A 14,768-nucleotide genomic window follows, 5' to 3' on the forward strand; every position below is an offset into this window, starting at 1 on the left:
AACAAAAAAGACTGCTCTCTAATAGCCTAAGAGAAGCAGTCCGCGAAAGTCCGTACTTTCCAAGGGTTTAAGATTTTTTACTTAACTCTAGAGCTGCTAGGTTTGGCGCTGTTGCCAATGGCGATAGACAAAATAAAGCAAGACTGCCCCTTGCATGGGCAGCAGCGTGAGCCAGGGCTTGAGCAGCATCGGCGCGTCTAGTCCAGACATCTGCCCAAAGTACCCAAAACCGGCGATCGCCAGCAAAGCCAACCAGGCCAAACGCTGAGGGCGTGCATTCATTGCTTAGAGTGTCCCGATAGTGTCTTTCTGCTTTGCTAGGAACTGGCTGTCCAGAGCAAAAGCCATTGCCCTAGAGGCGATCGCGCCATTGCCAGCCCCAATTCCCCCGAATGCGCCAGCAGTCCTAAGCGCAGAAGGTAGTAGCCGCCAACCAAGCAACCCGCAGCTACCTGGAGAGAAAGCTTGCGCACCCAAGCTTCATAGAAAGCCTTGAGGCGGCGCCCCGTCCCCAGTTCCAAGCAGCAGTGCAGGGTCAAAACCAGAAACGCCAAGAACAAGGCCGGCCCAAATAAATGGTAGGCGATCGCCTGTTCCCAATCTCCCTGCACCAGAGCCGTGAACGATCGAGTCATGCCGCACGTTGGGCAGGGCACTCCTGTCCAGTAGCGCAGCGGACAAACCAGAAAGGGAATGTGCAGGCCGCGAGCGTAGAAATAGGCCCCCACAACGGGCGAGGCTCCCAGGAGCAACCCAGCCCAGCGCACAAGTTTGCCCACAGGGGTTAGAGGGTGTGCTGCTTTAATCCACACCGTTAGAACTGGCTCCCAAAACTCTAGTAGGGCGTGATGTCACGCCTCTGTCAGGCTCTTTTGAAGATGCTAGAGCCAGCCTTTGCGACCGACAATGTAGGTGCTGACAAACTCTTCATCCGTCTTGGTTAGGTAGATAATGCCTTCAATCAGGCCCACTACCCCCATGATTGCTCCGCCAATTCCACAGGTCAGCAGAGTGACCAGCAGCATAATGAGGCCTTCGGTGTTGTATCCCAGCAAGAACTTGTGAACACCCAACGCCCCTAGCAAAATTCCGCAGATGCCTGCTGCAACTTTTTTGTCGGCGCCGCCGCTTGCATTGGTCATGGGCAATTTCCTTCTGCCTTCAGATAGATGATGGATTTTGCCCGCCAGTATAGCCACGTCCCAGAGGTAAGCCGAGTAATATAGCCGACTTGTGATGTTTTTTTACGTTGCAAGCAGGCGCTTTTCGGCTCAAACCAAGCCTGGGAGAGGCGATCGCCTCTCCCAGAGCACCTAGCACCAAGATTGAAAGCTTGAATCAGGTCTAGTTGAGACCGCTGCCCAGCACCACCAAACTGACGAGCGTGCCGCTGTTCCAGAGGCCGTGGAGCAGCATCGGGGCCAGCAAGTTGCGCGATCGCGTGTAGACAAAGCCCAGCACGCAGCCCAGGGTTGCCAGCGGCAGCACCTCGGATAGGCTCAGGTGGGCCAGCGCAAAAATCAAGCTGCTGAGGGCGATCGCCCCCCACACCGGCACATAGCGCGTCAGAGACGGCAGCAAAAATCCTCGGAACAAGATCTCCTCAAACAGGGGCGCAGCAATGGACGCCGTCGAAAAGAAAATCAGCAGCGCCACCGGATCTTCGGCCTGGAGCGCCAGCGACAAAATGGGATTACTGCCGCCCTGACCCTGCCAAATTTGCTGGTTGATCAGCGACACAGCAATCACCAAGGGCAGCGCCACGCAGTAGCCGCCCACCGCCCACCAGACCCAATTTCCGCGCAAGCTGAAGCGGAACCAGTCCGGAGGCAGCGGCCGAAAAGGCTTGATCACCCAAAACAGCACGCCCAGAGAGCCCGCGGTCAAGAATCCATAGGTGATCAGCGTCAAAACAGCCTGGGTGCGCACCGTCATCATCGCCGGATTCAGGCTCAGGCCCTGCACCGTCAAAGGCACCAAAATCTGGCTCAGAACAATCTGCCCCAGGAAGAAAAATCCGCCCATCAGCACGATCAGCAGATCGGACCAGTCCCAGGGCGTCGACCAGCGCAAATCTCCTCGGCCCGCCAGCACCGCCTGCTTGCGCTTGAGCCCCCACTGGATCAGTAGCCCGATCAGCAGCACCAGGCCAATAAACGACCCCAATCCCGGAATAGCGCTGACTAGGAGCAGCTTGTAGACTGCCTGCTGAGCCGTCACCTGCTCCGCTGCCTGTAGCGCTGCCAGATCGCTCTGGCGCTGCTGCAACTCGTAGAGGCGCGCGAGGGCCTGATACTCAAACCACCCCTCCATGGACTCTTGAATCAGAGATTCGTCAGCGGTCGGCAAGAGACGGGGCGGCTCGCTCCAGAGCCCTGCCAGGACGCGGGGCAGGTCCGCATCGAGGCCAGCAACCGGCTGCTGCTCGAGGCGATCGCCCAAGGCTGTCCAGATCTCCACCGCTCCTGGGCGATCGCCCTGCACCGCCTTCAGCACCCCCAGTCGCAGATCCAGCCGCAGCTGGAGCAGCAGCAGCTCCTTCAAGGTCCGCGTCGACAGTTCCTCCAGGCGGAGCTCCGCCACCGGCCGCCCCGGCAGCAGCTGGCTGAGGGTCTCCTGGGTTCCTTCGCGAACCGACTCGTACTGTTTTTGCGCCGTCTCTAGGGGCTTGTCTCCCACCAGAGTCTGGCTTGCAGCAGCAATTTCTTGGTCTGACTTCAGTTCCGTCGCATGGAGCAGCAAGTCTGTTTGATAAAGCTCCAGGCGACTCTGGATTTGGGGCTGCTGCCAGCTTCCCAAGAGCAAGATCACCAGATTAAGGGTTACGAAGGCCGTCAAAAGGGCCGCAAAAATTTGCTTCAAGGTCATGCCGCTGGAGGGTGCCGTATGGGGGGCAAAAATCCGTTGGGACGGCCGGAAATTTGGTCAGTCCAGTCACAAAGGCTACTGACGCAAATCCTCAGGCGCACCCGAACAGGGTAAAATTCTCCTGGTCTTTTGCCGGCTCCTAGGGTTTTGCCAAGAGCCATTGAAAACACATGGAGGATAGAACCCTGACCACTCGCGTCATTCTAGTACGTCACGGCCAGAGCAGCTACAACCTAGAGCGGCGAATTCAGGGCCGCCTGGACGCTTCAACGCTCACCGATCTTGGTCGTGCAGCCGCCCAAAAAGTGGCGGAGGCCTTCACTGATCTTTCGTTTGATGCGGTTTATACCAGCCCGCTACAGCGCGCCAAGACCACAGCCGAGACTATTTGCGATCGCCTGCGGTCTCTGGAAATATCGGTGCCCGAGCTCCAGCCTCGCGATGACTTGCAAGAAGTGGACCTGCCCCTGTGGCAAGGAATGCTGTCTGCGGAGGTCAAGGAGAAGTTTCCAGAAGACTATCGCTGCTGGCGCGATCGCCCCCATGAGTTCAAGATGGTGCTGCCCGGCCCCGACGGCCCCACCGAGCACTACCCGGTCCCCAGCCTCTACGAGCAGGCCAAGCAATTTTGGGCTGACATCCTGCCCCGCCACAGCGGCCAGACTATCTTGATCGTCGGTCACAACGGCATTAACCGCGCCCTCATCAGCACCGCCATTGGCCTAGCGCCCGATTTCTATCAGCGCATTCGCCAGTCTAACTGCGGCATCAGCGTTCTCAACTTCCCCAGCGGCTGGGGTACGGCGGCTCAGCTCGAGTCGCTCAACTTGACCAGCCACCTGGGCGAAGCGCTGCCCGACGCCCTCAAGACCCATCAGGGACCGCGGCTGCTGCTGGTGCGCCACGGCGAAACCGAGTGGAATCGCCAAAAGCGCTTCCAGGGCCAGATCGACGTGCCCCTCAACGAAAATGGCCAAGCCCAGGCCCAGCGCGCTGCTGAGTTTCTCCAAGAGGTCGCCCTAGACTTCGCGGTCAGCAGCCCGATGCTGCGGCCCAAGGCAACGGCTGAGGCGATTTTGGCGCGCCACGCAGCGATCGCCCTCGAGCTCGAAGACGGCCTGCGGGAAATCAGCCACGGCCTCTGGGAAGGCAAGCTAGAGTCTGAGATCGAAACGGAGTTTCCAGGCCAGCTCGAGCAGTGGAAAACTGCGCCGGAAACGGTGCAAATGCCCGAAGGCGAGAACCTGCAAGAAGTCTGGGACCGCACCATCGCAACCTGGGAAGCCATCGTTCGGCGCAAGGCTGACCCCACCCACCAAACGGGCATGGTCGTGGCCCACGACGCCGTCAACAAGGCCATCTTGTGCCACGTGCTGGGCCTGGGTGCCAAGGACTTTTGGCAGTGCAAGCAGGGCAATGGCGCAGTGAGCGTGATCGACTATCCGGACGGTCCCGACGGCCCGCCCGTCCTCCAGGCGATGAACATTACCACTCACCTGAGCGGGAGCGTGTTGGACAAAACGGCAGCGGGCGCTCTCTAGGCCCTGTAGCGGCGATCGCCCTTTGTGTTTCCTGAGGCTCTGAGAACCCCATGACGAGTGAACTGCTTCAACAGGTCCGGGTGCTGGACCCGACCACCAACACCGACCGCGTGGCCGATGTCCTGATCGAAGACGGGGCGATCGCGGCCGTCGAGGGCGCGATCGATTCGTGGTCCGCTGACACCCAGGTCCGCAGCGGCCAGGGCTTGATTTTGGGGCCGGGGCTGGTGGATCTGTACAGCCACTCCGGGGAGCCGGGCTTTGAGTCGCGGGAAACCCTCGAATCCTTGGCCCAAGGGGCGATCGCAGGCGGATTTACTCGGGTGACCCTGCTGCCCGACACCCAGCCCGCCCTCGACCAGCCAGAGGCGATCGCCGCGCTGCAGCGGCGATGCAGCAGCCTGGGGGTCCAGGTTCAGGTGTGGGGCGCTCTCACCCAGGGGCTCAAGGGGCTCCAGATGACCGAGCTGGCCGACCTCGTCGACGCGGGCGTGGTCGGCTTTGCCGATGGTCTGTCTCTAAACAACTTGATGCTGGTTCAGCGGGTGCTGGAGTACGCCGAGCCCCTGGGTAAGCCAGTGGGGCTGTGGGCCTGCGAAGGAGCTCTCGATGGCGGCGTTGCCCGCGAAGGCACCCACGCCCTGCGGCTGGGCCTCGCCAGCAGCCCAGTCGCTGCCGAAACTGCGGCCCTGAGCAGCCTTTTGGCCTGCGTCGCGGCGATCGCGACCCCGGTGCATTTTCTGCGCATTTCCACTGCGGGCGGCGTCCAGCTTTTGCGACAGGCCAAGGCCCAGGGTCTGCCCGTCACCGCCAGCGTCTCGTGGCTGCACCTGCTGCGCAACACCACCCACCTCGAGAGCTACGACCCGAATTTGCGCCTGGCGCCACCCCTCGGCAACCCCGAAGACATGGAGGCCCTGCGCCAAGGCCTGCTAGACGGTACCCTAGACGCGATCGCCATTGATCACGCAGCGTACACCTACGAAGAAAAAACCGTCGCCTTTGCCGAAGCACCGCCCGGAGCGATCGGCCTAGAGCTGGCGCTGCCGCTGCTGTGGCAGGCCCTGGTGGAAGAAGCCGGCTGGTCGCCGCTGACCCTGTGGCGCTGCCTGAGCAGCCAGCCCGCTCAGTGTCTTGGCCAAGCTTTGGGGGCGATCGCCCCAGGCCAGCCTGCGGAGCTGACCCTCTTTGACCCCCGTCAGCCCTGGAGCGTCACCGAAAGCAGCCTGCGATCGCGCTCCAGCAACACCGCCTGGCTTCACCACACCCTGCAAGGCCGCGTGGTCAAAACCTGGTGTCCTGGGGCATAGGCCCCACAGTTAGTGCGATCGCCTGCGGGCGATCGCCAGAATTTAGTGCCCCAAGCTCAAAGTTCCGGACTCAGATTGAGGCACCGCCATACTCTCCGACGGATTTTCTCGGTACTCTGGCGTCGGCGTGATGCCCCCAACCCGACCTGGCGGCCAAAAGCGCACAGCGGCCCGGCCAATAATATTTTCCCGTGGTACATAGCCCCAGTAGTGGCTATCGTAGCTGTTGTTGCGGTTATCACCCAGCACCAAATACGAATTCGGCGGCACCGTCTCCGGGCCCCACTCATAGTTGGGTCTTTCAGCCGTGTAGTTCTCCGGCAGAGGCTCATTGTTGACGTAGACTCGGCCGTTCTTGACCTCTACCGTTTCCCCCGGCAGCCCGATCACCCGCTTAATAAACGCCTCATTAAACTCTGCCTGGAGGGCTGGCGTCGGCCGGAAAACCACAATGTCGCCTCGTTTTGGCTCACTGAAACGGTAGCCCATCTTGTCGATGATCAGGCGATCGTTGATTTCCAGCGTTGGCAGCATCGAGCCGGTGGGAATGTAGCGAGCTTCCACAACAAAGGTCCGGATGCCAAAGGCAAGAATAGCAGTGAGGCCAAGGGTTTTGAGCGCCTCGATCAAAACACTTTCCGAGGCTGGCTGAGGTTTTTGTTCGGACACTTGATTTTGTGCGCGCGCCATAGACGTTTAGTTCAATTCTGGATGCAGTCTGAAAATCATCGTGCTGCGAGGCCCCTTGCTGGGCAACAGAGCAGAAGCGTTTGGGTTAGCTGCAAGTTGAGTTTAGCCTCAAAACAGATGCTGCCAATCGCAAGTTTGCTGAGCTTGACAAGGTGACATCTTCCCATAACCCCTCTTGGTCTAGTGTAGGCGTCCCAGCGCTGCCTGCGATCGCCTTGGACGTTCTGAGCAAGGCTGGGCGATTACCCTCCGATTCCCCAAAAATTGCTAAACACAAGATGCACGATCGGGAGAGCGGGAACAATCCTACCTTCGTCAGAGTTTGACACATTCGCTCCCGTCAACGCAGAACACTGGGTCCTCAAGGCAGCGCTTTGTTTGGCATTTTGCAGGCTCTAGGGCAAAGCAGTTTTTCGCTCGAATTCTTGTCTCACCTGGATTTTGACTATTTTTAGCCGCCGAGATTTATGTTGTCTGGGGCGCGATCGCCTTTGGCCTGAGAGGCCGGGGCTGGGCTCGCCAACGCCTAGATTACGGGCCTGCACCCATCCCAAAGGACCGGTTCATAGGGCTTTCCAGCGAAGACATCGACTCCTTGCTACTTTACCAATCTAGCCTTGCCTGTGTTGAGATGCCGTCGCGTCCGTAATTGTTCCGAGACCCAGAGACCTAGTGGTTTCGGCGGCGGGCAGGGCTTGGAGTTGCTTTTGGGTTTGCTAGCAAAGGGTTGGTTGTAGCGCCAGAGCCTGCAAGATTCAAGGCGATCGCCTCCTGAGGTTCCTGAGTTTGCGTCGAAAATTGGGTTAGCTAGCTCAGCCAGAAGCCTCAAGTCCATAATCTCTGATTTGGCGTGAGACGAAGGCGCGTTCATGGCAGGGCGGTCGGTGAACTGTGTTTGACGCGAGAACCGACCAGCCCCGCTATCAACCCCCTCTTTCGCCTCAAGCCAGAAAGTCCTACTCTCCAGCTCGGTGAGCGGATGCTGAAAAATCTCACCCAGTAAAATACTCAAATGAGAACCGCCTACCAGTACCGATTGCGCCCAACCGTCAGCCAAGTCGCCTTGATGGGCGAATGGCTGGAATTGCTGCGCAGACAGTACAACTACCGTCTCGGTGAGCGGTTCTCTTGGTACGAGCAAAACCGCTGTGACATCACCGATTGCCCGCTAATCTGCCACCTGCCAGAACTTCGAGAGAATCCTGACTTCTACTCCCAGAAACGAGACTTGGTGAACTCCAAGACTTTATTCCCGGAGTACCGACAGATTCACTCTCAAGTGCTGCAAGACTGCATTGGCCGGGTGAAGAAGACCTTTGACCGCTGGCTCAAGGGAGACTGCAACGGCAAGCGAAGCGGCAAGCCTCGACTCAAGGGGGCAGGCCGATACCGCTCTTTCACCTTCCCTCAAGCAAAACAAGACTGTATCCAGGGCAAGCAGATCAATCTCCCCAAGATTGGCTGGGTGAAACTGATTCAGCATCGCCCCTTACCGGAAGGGTTCAAGATCAAGACTGCCACCGTCAGCTACAAAGTCGATGGCTGGTATGTGACTCTGAGTCTTGAGGATTCATCAGTTCCCACCCTCACTCCCGAGGCCCCCAGTCTTGAGAACACGATGGGGATTGATTTGGGCTTGAAGTCGTTCTTCGTAGACGACTCAGGGAGAGAAGAACCCATCCCCCAGCACTACCGCCAAGCCGAAAAGCGTCTGAAGCGGTTGCAGCGTTCACTGTCACGCAAGAAAAAAGGGTCCAATCGCCAGAAGAAGGCAATTAAGCGAGTTGCCAAAGCACACCTGAAAGTCTCGAATCAGCGCAAGGACTTTCACCACAAGGTCGCAAGCAAGCTTTTATCCCAGGGAAAGCATGTCGCCCATGAAAAGCTGAATATTCGAGGCATTGCGAGAACGCGACTCGCAAAATCGACCCAGGATGCTGGTTGGGGGCAGTTCCTGCAAATTCTGGCAATCAAGGCTGAAAGAGCTGGATTGCTTACGGTTGCAGTGAATCCCAGCGGCACGTCTCAGAACTGCTGTGGCTGCGGGGTCAAAGTTCCTAAAATACTTCAGGACAGGATTCACGTCTGTCCTGAGTGTGGATTGACGCTGGACCGTGACCACAATGCAGCGGTCAACATCAAGTATTTGGCGGTAGGGCATTCCGTCAATAAAGCTCAGGAAACGCCCGATGGGTTACCAGGGGTCACTGAGAAGCCGACACCGGATACGTCAGTATCGGTGTAGGAGTATGTCACGGTCAGGTCGGCGACTTCCGATCTACCGGTTTTCCGTCGTTTCGCTGACGAGGTACTTTCCCATGCGGTTTATGGCTCCGATTTCTTGGGGGGCAGGGCAGTGGCTGTGGCTGAGCACAGCGGCGATCGCCCTGGGGCTCAGTCCGTCGGCCCAGGCCATGCCCCCGACTTCTGTGATTCCGCCCCATCTGCCCAACCTGCGCATCAGCGTCTACCAAGAGTCGGGCAACTGTCCGCGGCTGCTGGGCCTGTGGGCCTGGGAGCGCAAGTACGAGGGCGGCACCGAGTACACCGTGATTCCGGACACCCTGACCATCGGAGGGCCTGCAACCCTTGTGGGGGCCAGCGATCGGGGCATCGAGTACACAGCGCCCCTCCAGAGCCGCTACGCTAGCTGCGTCGGAGAGACCCTAGAGCAGCCAGAGCGCTACTATCACGCCCGGTTTCAAAATGGTCAGGTGACCTTTCGGGTCGACTTCACGGCCCTCCCCAGCGGCCTCTACAGCGAAATCACCCATCTCAACGTTGTCAACGCCCGCCCCTACGTTCGCTGGGCGGTGGTGGACTAGCGCGCTAGCCTAGAAAAGCGTTGGTTTGAAGCGTTTGAAAGAATCGCCATGGCTGCTTATTACGTCATCTACGACGGCAACTGCAATCTCTGCGTCAACCTGGTCAAGGTCCTAGAGCAAGTCGATCGCGGCGATCGCTTTCAGTATGTGCCGATGCAGGACACCGAAACCCTGGGCCGCTTTGGCATTACGCCCCAAGACTGCGAGATGGGCATGATTTTGCTCGATGGCCAGCAGCCGAGCCGCCGCTGGCAAGGCAGCGACGCGGCGGAGGAAATCGGCCGCTTGTTGCCGGGGGGCAGTCCTTTTGTGCAGGCGTACCGCGCCCTGCCCGGCGCGAAGTGGGTGGGCGATCGCGTATATGCCCAGGTGCGCGATCGCCGCTACGAAATTTTTGGGCGGCGCGACCAGACCTATCACGCCGCCTACGGAGTCTGCGATACCGGCACTTGCGGGCCTACTGGTCGCACAGCTGACGCAGAGAGTCGGTGAAGTCGGGATAGGAGATCGCAGCGGCCTCGGCCCGGTGAATCTGGGTTTCGCCCGTCGCGTTGAGGGCGGCGATCGCCAAGCTCATGGCGATCCGGTGATCGGTGTAGCTGTCCACCGCCGTTCCGGTCAGGGCCGCCCCGCCGGTAATCTCTAGGCCGTCGGGCAGCTCCGTAATCTGAGCGCCCATTTGCCCCAGCTGCGTCGCCATTACCGCCAGGCGATCGCTCTCTTTGACCCGCAGCTCGGCCGCATCGCGGATCACCGTCGTCCCCTCCGCAAAGGCCGCCGCCACCGCCAAGATCGGAATTTCGTCGATCAGGCGAGGAATAATATCCCCTGCGATGGTGCAGGCCTTCAGCGCGCTGTGGCGCACTCGCAGATCGGCCACCGGCTCCCCAGCCACTTCCCGCTCATTTTCGGGGGTGATGTCGGCTCCCATCTGGGCCAGCACTTCCAGAATGCCGGTGCGGGTGGGGTTGACGCCCACGTTTTCGATCACCAGGTCTGACCCCGGCACGATGGCCGCCGCCACCAGCCAGAAAGCCGCAGAGCTGATGTCTCCCGGCACCACCACGGTTTGGCCGCGGAGAGTGGCGGGGCCGTGGACCGTGACGCTACAGGTCTCCGGGTCCACGGTGAGATTCGCGCCAAAGGCCCGCAGCATGCGTTCGCTGTGGTCGCGGGACAGGGCTGGCTCGGTGACCGTGGTGTCCCCTTCGGTCATCAGGCCCGCCAGCAAGACGCAGGATTTGACCTGGGCCGAGGCAATGGGGGACTGGTAGTGGGTCGGCTTGAGGCGCTGGCCCTGGACGGCTAGGGGGGCGAGGGAGTTGCCTTTACGGCCCCAGATCTGGGCGCCCATTTGCTGGAGGGGCTTCACGACGCGGGACATGGGGCGCGATCGCAGGGAATCATCCCCCGTCACGACAAAAAAGCGATCGCTGTGGGAAGCCAAAATGCCCATCATTAGGCGCATGGTGGTCCCGGAGTTGCCCGCATCCAGCACGTTTCCCGGTTCGCGCAGATTGCCCAGACCAATGCCCTGGATCCGCACCTGCTGGGAATTGAGCTCTGAGATGTCGGCTCCCAAGGCCCGGAAGCAGTGGGCGGTGCTTAGAGGATCTTCGCCCAGCAGCAGCCCCTCGATGACGGTTTCGCCCTCGGCCAGGGAGCCCAACATCAGGGCGCGGTGGGAAATTGACTTGTCGCCGGGCACCCGCAAACGCCCCCGTAGCGCCAGTCCGTCGGCGGCAGGTTTGATGACGAGAGTTTGGTGATTTTCCGGGGTTTTCCGCGTTTCGATCGCAACAGGCATTGGGCTAGACTGGCATGGAACTGCGCTAGAGATCGTACCGTTTTCTTCGCGCGATTCATCCTTCGCCGCCTGGTATCTGCGCTTCACACCATGCTCACACACCACCGCAAGCCTGTTTGCCTCTCGCTGGTTTCGACGGATCTCCCGTTTTGGTCAGTGGTGGAAACGGCGGCTACGATTTATCAAAAAGATCGCGATCGCTTTCATCTGGTGCTGACAGAGCCAGCGTTACCAGAGCGATCGCCCCGGGAAGACGGCGCTTTGGAACCCTCAGAGGCTGCCCTCACCGAATCCACGACGGCCGTTCGCGAGTCTCCTCGGCTGCTCTGGCTCGAAATTTCGCCCTATCGGGTCATTTTGACGATGCAGGGCCACGGAAACTTCAGCTATCGCCACTTTTGGGAGCAGGGGGTCTACGGGCTCAGCCGCTACTGGCTCCGGAGCGAGGACTTTGGCCATGATGGGCAGATGCACCTGCGCAACTACACGCGCAGCCTGACGGTCAAGAATCCTCTGATGCCGGAGCACCTGCGGGTTGAGTACGAACTGTGGGCGGCCAAGGTACAACTGGGCCATTACGTGTTAAACGTTGAAATTCAGCATTAATCCACGGGGCGATCGCCCCCCATCCCCGGCAATCCTTTGAAATACGGGGAGAAGCTGGATTTGAGACAGTGAAACGAGGAACACGACATGAGGAGCGATCGCCGAATAGCCACTGAGATTCACTGCGCAGATCTCACCTCCGAGGCCCTTCAGCATCCGCTCTCGCCCGGCTACGTCTTTCGCAGCTATGGTGGCCACTTTAGCTATCGCGTGCTGGGCGCATGCTGCCGGCTGTTCGATCGCGAGGAGCTGCCTTGGCCATGCTGTCGCCTACAGTGGCGCGGCAAGGAGCCCAGCTGGCGGCGCGTGGGCCGTCGCTTTGTGCTGGACATGGCCACCCAAGGGCATCCATCCTATTGGGTCGAGATCGTGGGGCCAGGTGATGGAGGAGAGCCGTTTATTTTGACGCTCTATCCGGTGAAGCTAGCGGGACCGCTGCGGGAGTGGTGGTACTCCAAGCGGGTGGCGATCGCTAGCACGCTGCCCCCCAATCAGGCTGAGCCGCCGCTTCCGCCCACTGCTGCAAACGAGCAGGCGACACTGACGCCATAATCACCGAGGGATAGACCTGGGCACCCCAGCGGGGATGCAGCAGCAGCAGGCAGCCGCCCCGCCGCACGGTAGGGTAGCCGAGGGCGGTTTGGGCGATCGCCACATCGTCTAGACACAGGGTGCCAGCGGGCGATCGCGTCGGCAGCCCCGTGCGCGGATCAAAGATTTCGATCAGCTCCTCCGGTCCGTGGTTTGCCGCTACCAGCCCCTGCCCGAAGGCCAGAAACTGCGCCCGAAGACAGTCTTTCGCCTGCTCGGAGGCTTCAACTCGGTCCCACAGCGCCGTGGGGCAGTGCTGCAGCGCAATCAAAACCGAAGCAATGGGCCGCGACCAAGCCGGCAGCAACTGGCTCTGGTGAGCCACCACGTAGGCGCTGGGCGCATGAATGGAATACTGCCAGCTAGCCGTCGCAGCCATGGTCTTTACTCCGCCACAGGCTCAAAAGTGAGAGCCGCCGAATTGAGGCAGTAGCGCTGACCCGTGGGGCGCGGCCCGTCCTCAAATACGTGGCCCAGATGGGCATCACAGGCCGCGCACAGCACCTCTACTCGCCGCATAAAGAAGCTGTTGTCTGATTCGTAGCGAATGGCCGACTCACTCAGGGGAGCCCAGAAGCTAGGCCAGCCCGTACCCGACTCATACTTGGTTTCAGCGCTAAAGAGGGGTGTACCGCAGCACACGCACCGGTAGGTTCCGGGGGCTTTGTTGTCATGGTAAGCGCCTGTAAAAGCTCGCTCTGTGCCTTTTTTGCGCGTAATTCGGAACTGCTCGTCGGTGAGTTGCTGTTTCCACTCAGCTTCGGTCTTTTGGATTTTGGGTGCCATGAAGGAATCCTTTTTCACGAATGCGTTCCCGAGGCGATCGCCGTTGAGCGCGACACGGCGAACTGTGGAGCGATCGCCCTCTGCCCCTCGATCCTAGCGTTCCCTCAGAGACCAATGGAGTCGAGATTTCCACCCATTAAGCTCAATTTTTTAGATTGCGGCAGATTAGGGTTTGAGAAATTTCCAACCTATTTCTTGCTGGTGAAAATCGTGGTGAACATCATCAACATTCCGCCCACAAAAATCGCCACAGCCAAACCCCCCGTGATTTGGTCGAGAAATGCAGTGTTTTCCATATTTCAAAAGCCTTTTTGACAGCACGCAATTTGCCTGAAAGTCCTCGCCTTCGAGTCCTTGAAGCCTTGCCAAGGGCACGATCAGCGAGAAGCCTTCACCCTCAAGTTTAGCGGCCTTCGGATCCCCGTTTTTCTTTGGGAGCGGCCCCGGACCAGGCGTTTTTCCCGGGGCGATATGCTGAAACAATGCCCTTTACAGGAACGTTTACAGGAAGGTTCTGTGTCTCCTCGGTCCAAGCGCTCTGCTCCGCCTGCGGCGGACTTGCCCCTTTTGCAGGCGATCGCCCGCTCTGCTCAGCCCGCGCCGCCCCCCACCGTCACCGAAGTCGCTGACTTGCGGCGATCGCTCCTCACCTGGTACGGCCATCAAGGGCGCGACCTCCCCTGGCGAAATACCCGCGATCCTTATGCCATCTGGATCTCGGAGATCATGCTTCAGCAGACCCAGGTCAAGACGGTCATCCCCTACTACCAGCGCTGGCTCAGCCAGTTTCCCACCGTCGAGAGCCTCGCCGCCGCCGACCAGCAGAGCGTCCTCAAAACCTGGGAAGGCCTGGGCTACTACGCCCGCGCCCGCAATCTTCACCGCGCCGCCCAAGACATCGTAGAGCGCTTTGGGGGACGCTTTCCCAGCACTCTGGCTGAGGCCATCAGCCTGCCCGGTATCGGCCAAACCACCGCTGGCGGCATCCTGAGCGCCGCCTTCAACTTGCCAACGTCCATTCTCGACGGCAACGTTAAACGGGTTTTGGCTCGCCTGAGCGCCCTCGCCACCCCGCCCGCCAAGGCCATGCCCCAGCTCTGGGCGCTCTCCGGGACCCTGCTCGACCCCCAGAACCCGCGAGACTTCAACCAGGCTCTGATGGACTTGGGCGCTACGGTCTGTACACCCTCTCAGCCAGACTGCTATGGTTGCCCTTGGCAGAACCACTGTCGGGCTTATTCTCTAGGTATTCAAGCAGCTTTACCCATGCGCGAAGCGTCTTCTCCCCTTCCCCACAAGCAGATCGGCGTGGCGGTCATCTGGAATGACCAAAACCAGATTTTGATCGACCGGCGCCCCCAAAGCGGCTTGCTCGGCGGCCTCTGGGAGTTTCCGGGCGGCAAAATCGAAGCGGGCGAGACCGTCGAGGACTGCATCGTTCGGGAAATTCGAGAGGAGCTGGCGATCGACGTTGAAGTGGGCGATCACCTGATCACGATTGACCACGCATACACCCATTTTCGGGTGACCCTTCAGGTGTATCACTGCCGTCACGTAGCCGGTGAGCCCACCCCGATCGAGTGCGATGAAATTCGCTGGGTGACCCTCGATGCCCTAGACGAGTTTCCCTTCCCCAAGGCCAACACCCAGATCATCGAGGCGCTGCGCGCCAACGCCCCAGATCGGGCCGAAGCTTAATCCCTCGCTCAACTATCCAATATCAAAACAAAAGGGCAGCCGATTG

General features: G+C 59.8%; 17 protein-coding genes. 8 read left to right on the forward strand and 9 right to left on the reverse strand.

The features are described 5' to 3' along the window. Positions 1 to 96 precede the first annotated feature (96 nt). From GEI7407_RS13665 to GEI7407_RS13680, 4 genes are all read right to left on the reverse strand, one after another. Positions 97 to 282 (reverse strand): hypothetical protein, encoded by a 186-nt coding sequence (locus tag GEI7407_RS13665; protein WP_015172781.1) that lies wholly within the window; start codon positions 280 to 282, stop codon positions 97 to 99. Positions 283 to 317: 35 nt separating this feature from the next. Continuing rightward, positions 318 to 779, reverse strand: a complete 462-nt coding sequence (locus tag GEI7407_RS13670) for a DUF2752 domain-containing protein (RefSeq protein ID WP_015172782.1) — start codon at positions 777 to 779, stop codon at positions 318 to 320. 102 nt (positions 780 to 881) lie between these two features. Beyond that, positions 882 to 1,142 (reverse strand): TM2 domain-containing protein, encoded by a 261-nt coding sequence (locus tag GEI7407_RS13675; protein ID WP_015172783.1) that lies wholly within the window; start codon positions 1,140 to 1,142, stop codon positions 882 to 884. 202 nt (positions 1,143 to 1,344) lie between these two features. Then, positions 1,345 to 2,868: a CPBP family intramembrane glutamic endopeptidase gene (locus GEI7407_RS13680; RefSeq protein WP_015172784.1), complete on the reverse strand. Its 1,524-nt coding sequence runs from the start codon at positions 2,866 to 2,868 to the stop codon at positions 1,345 to 1,347. A 170-nt stretch (positions 2,869 to 3,038) separates the two neighbouring features. Here GEI7407_RS13680 and GEI7407_RS13685 point away from each other — a divergent pair, with 170 nt between their 5' ends. Together GEI7407_RS13685 and GEI7407_RS13690 are read left to right on the forward strand one after the other, a co-directional pair. Beyond that, complete coding sequence (locus GEI7407_RS13685; protein ID WP_015172785.1) at positions 3,039 to 4,409, forward strand: histidine phosphatase family protein; 1,371 nt, start codon at positions 3,039 to 3,041, stop codon at positions 4,407 to 4,409. A 50-nt stretch (positions 4,410 to 4,459) separates the two neighbouring features. Further along, positions 4,460 to 5,719 (forward strand): dihydroorotase, encoded by a 1,260-nt coding sequence (locus GEI7407_RS13690; protein ID WP_015172786.1) that lies wholly within the window; start codon positions 4,460 to 4,462, stop codon positions 5,717 to 5,719. Positions 5,720 to 5,761: 42 nt separating this feature from the next. Here GEI7407_RS13690 and lepB read toward each other — a convergent pair whose 3' ends face one another. Then, complete coding sequence (lepB, locus tag GEI7407_RS13695) at positions 5,762 to 6,409, reverse strand: signal peptidase I (RefSeq protein ID WP_015172787.1); 648 nt, start codon at positions 6,407 to 6,409, stop codon at positions 5,762 to 5,764. A 1,012-nt stretch (positions 6,410 to 7,421) separates the two neighbouring features. Here lepB and GEI7407_RS13700 point away from each other — a divergent pair. The 3 genes from GEI7407_RS13700 (at position 7,422) to GEI7407_RS13710 (ending at position 9,726) form a co-directional block, all read left to right on the forward strand. Then, positions 7,422 to 8,654 (forward strand): RNA-guided endonuclease TnpB family protein, encoded by a 1,233-nt coding sequence (locus GEI7407_RS13700; RefSeq protein WP_015172788.1) that lies wholly within the window; start codon positions 7,422 to 7,424, stop codon positions 8,652 to 8,654. A gap of 82 nt (positions 8,655 to 8,736) precedes the next feature. Continuing rightward, positions 8,737 to 9,234 carry a hypothetical protein gene (locus GEI7407_RS13705; protein ID WP_190274139.1) on the forward strand — a complete coding sequence of 166 codons (498 nt, stop codon included), beginning with the start codon at positions 8,737 to 8,739 and terminating at the stop codon, positions 9,232 to 9,234. Between the two features lie 48 nt (positions 9,235 to 9,282). After that, positions 9,283 to 9,726 carry a thiol-disulfide oxidoreductase DCC family protein gene (locus GEI7407_RS13710; RefSeq protein ID WP_015172790.1) on the forward strand — a complete coding sequence of 148 codons (444 nt, stop codon included), beginning with the start codon at positions 9,283 to 9,285 and terminating at the stop codon, positions 9,724 to 9,726. On the opposite strand, the gene aroA is transcribed toward GEI7407_RS13710, so the two are convergent. Beyond that, complete coding sequence (gene aroA / locus GEI7407_RS13715) at positions 9,692 to 11,041, reverse strand: 3-phosphoshikimate 1-carboxyvinyltransferase (protein ID WP_015172791.1); 1,350 nt, start codon at positions 11,039 to 11,041, stop codon at positions 9,692 to 9,694. The genes GEI7407_RS13710 and aroA overlap by 35 nt on opposite strands. A 90-nt stretch (positions 11,042 to 11,131) precedes the next feature. On the opposite strand from aroA, the gene GEI7407_RS13720 reads away from it, so the two are divergent. Together GEI7407_RS13720 and GEI7407_RS20330 are read left to right on the forward strand one after the other, a co-directional pair. Continuing rightward, complete coding sequence (locus GEI7407_RS13720) at positions 11,132 to 11,647, forward strand: hypothetical protein (protein ID WP_015172792.1); 516 nt, start codon at positions 11,132 to 11,134, stop codon at positions 11,645 to 11,647. 87 nt (positions 11,648 to 11,734) lie between these two features. After that, complete coding sequence (locus GEI7407_RS20330) at positions 11,735 to 12,199, forward strand: hypothetical protein (RefSeq protein WP_015172793.1); 465 nt, start codon at positions 11,735 to 11,737, stop codon at positions 12,197 to 12,199. Here the strand turns inward: GEI7407_RS20330 and GEI7407_RS21110 are convergent. From GEI7407_RS21110 to GEI7407_RS21415, 3 genes are all read right to left on the reverse strand, one after another. Next, positions 12,120 to 12,617: a hypothetical protein gene (locus GEI7407_RS21110; RefSeq protein ID WP_015172794.1), complete on the reverse strand. Its 498-nt coding sequence runs from the start codon at positions 12,615 to 12,617 to the stop codon at positions 12,120 to 12,122. The genes GEI7407_RS20330 and GEI7407_RS21110 overlap by 80 nt on opposite strands. Before the next feature lie 5 nt (positions 12,618 to 12,622). Further along, on the reverse strand, positions 12,623 to 13,024 hold the full coding sequence (gene msrB, locus GEI7407_RS13735; RefSeq protein ID WP_015172795.1) for a peptide-methionine (R)-S-oxide reductase MsrB: 402 nt from the start codon (positions 13,022 to 13,024) through the stop codon (positions 12,623 to 12,625). A gap of 165 nt (positions 13,025 to 13,189) precedes the next feature. After that, positions 13,190 to 13,507 carry a hypothetical protein gene (locus tag GEI7407_RS21415; RefSeq protein ID WP_190274140.1) on the reverse strand — a complete coding sequence of 106 codons (318 nt, stop codon included), beginning with the start codon at positions 13,505 to 13,507 and terminating at the stop codon, positions 13,190 to 13,192. A 33-nt stretch (positions 13,508 to 13,540) separates the two neighbouring features. Between GEI7407_RS21415 and mutY the strand changes: the two genes are divergently transcribed. Then, positions 13,541 to 14,722, forward strand: a complete 1,182-nt coding sequence (gene mutY, locus GEI7407_RS13740; RefSeq protein WP_015172797.1) for an A/G-specific adenine glycosylase — start codon at positions 13,541 to 13,543, stop codon at positions 14,720 to 14,722. Positions 14,723 to 14,768: the final 46 nt, after the last annotated feature.

Origin of the sequence: Geitlerinema sp. PCC 7407, from assembly GCF_000317045.1 — a bacterium.
Taxonomy (GTDB): Bacteria; Cyanobacteriota; Cyanobacteriia; order PCC-7407; family PCC-7407; genus PCC-7407.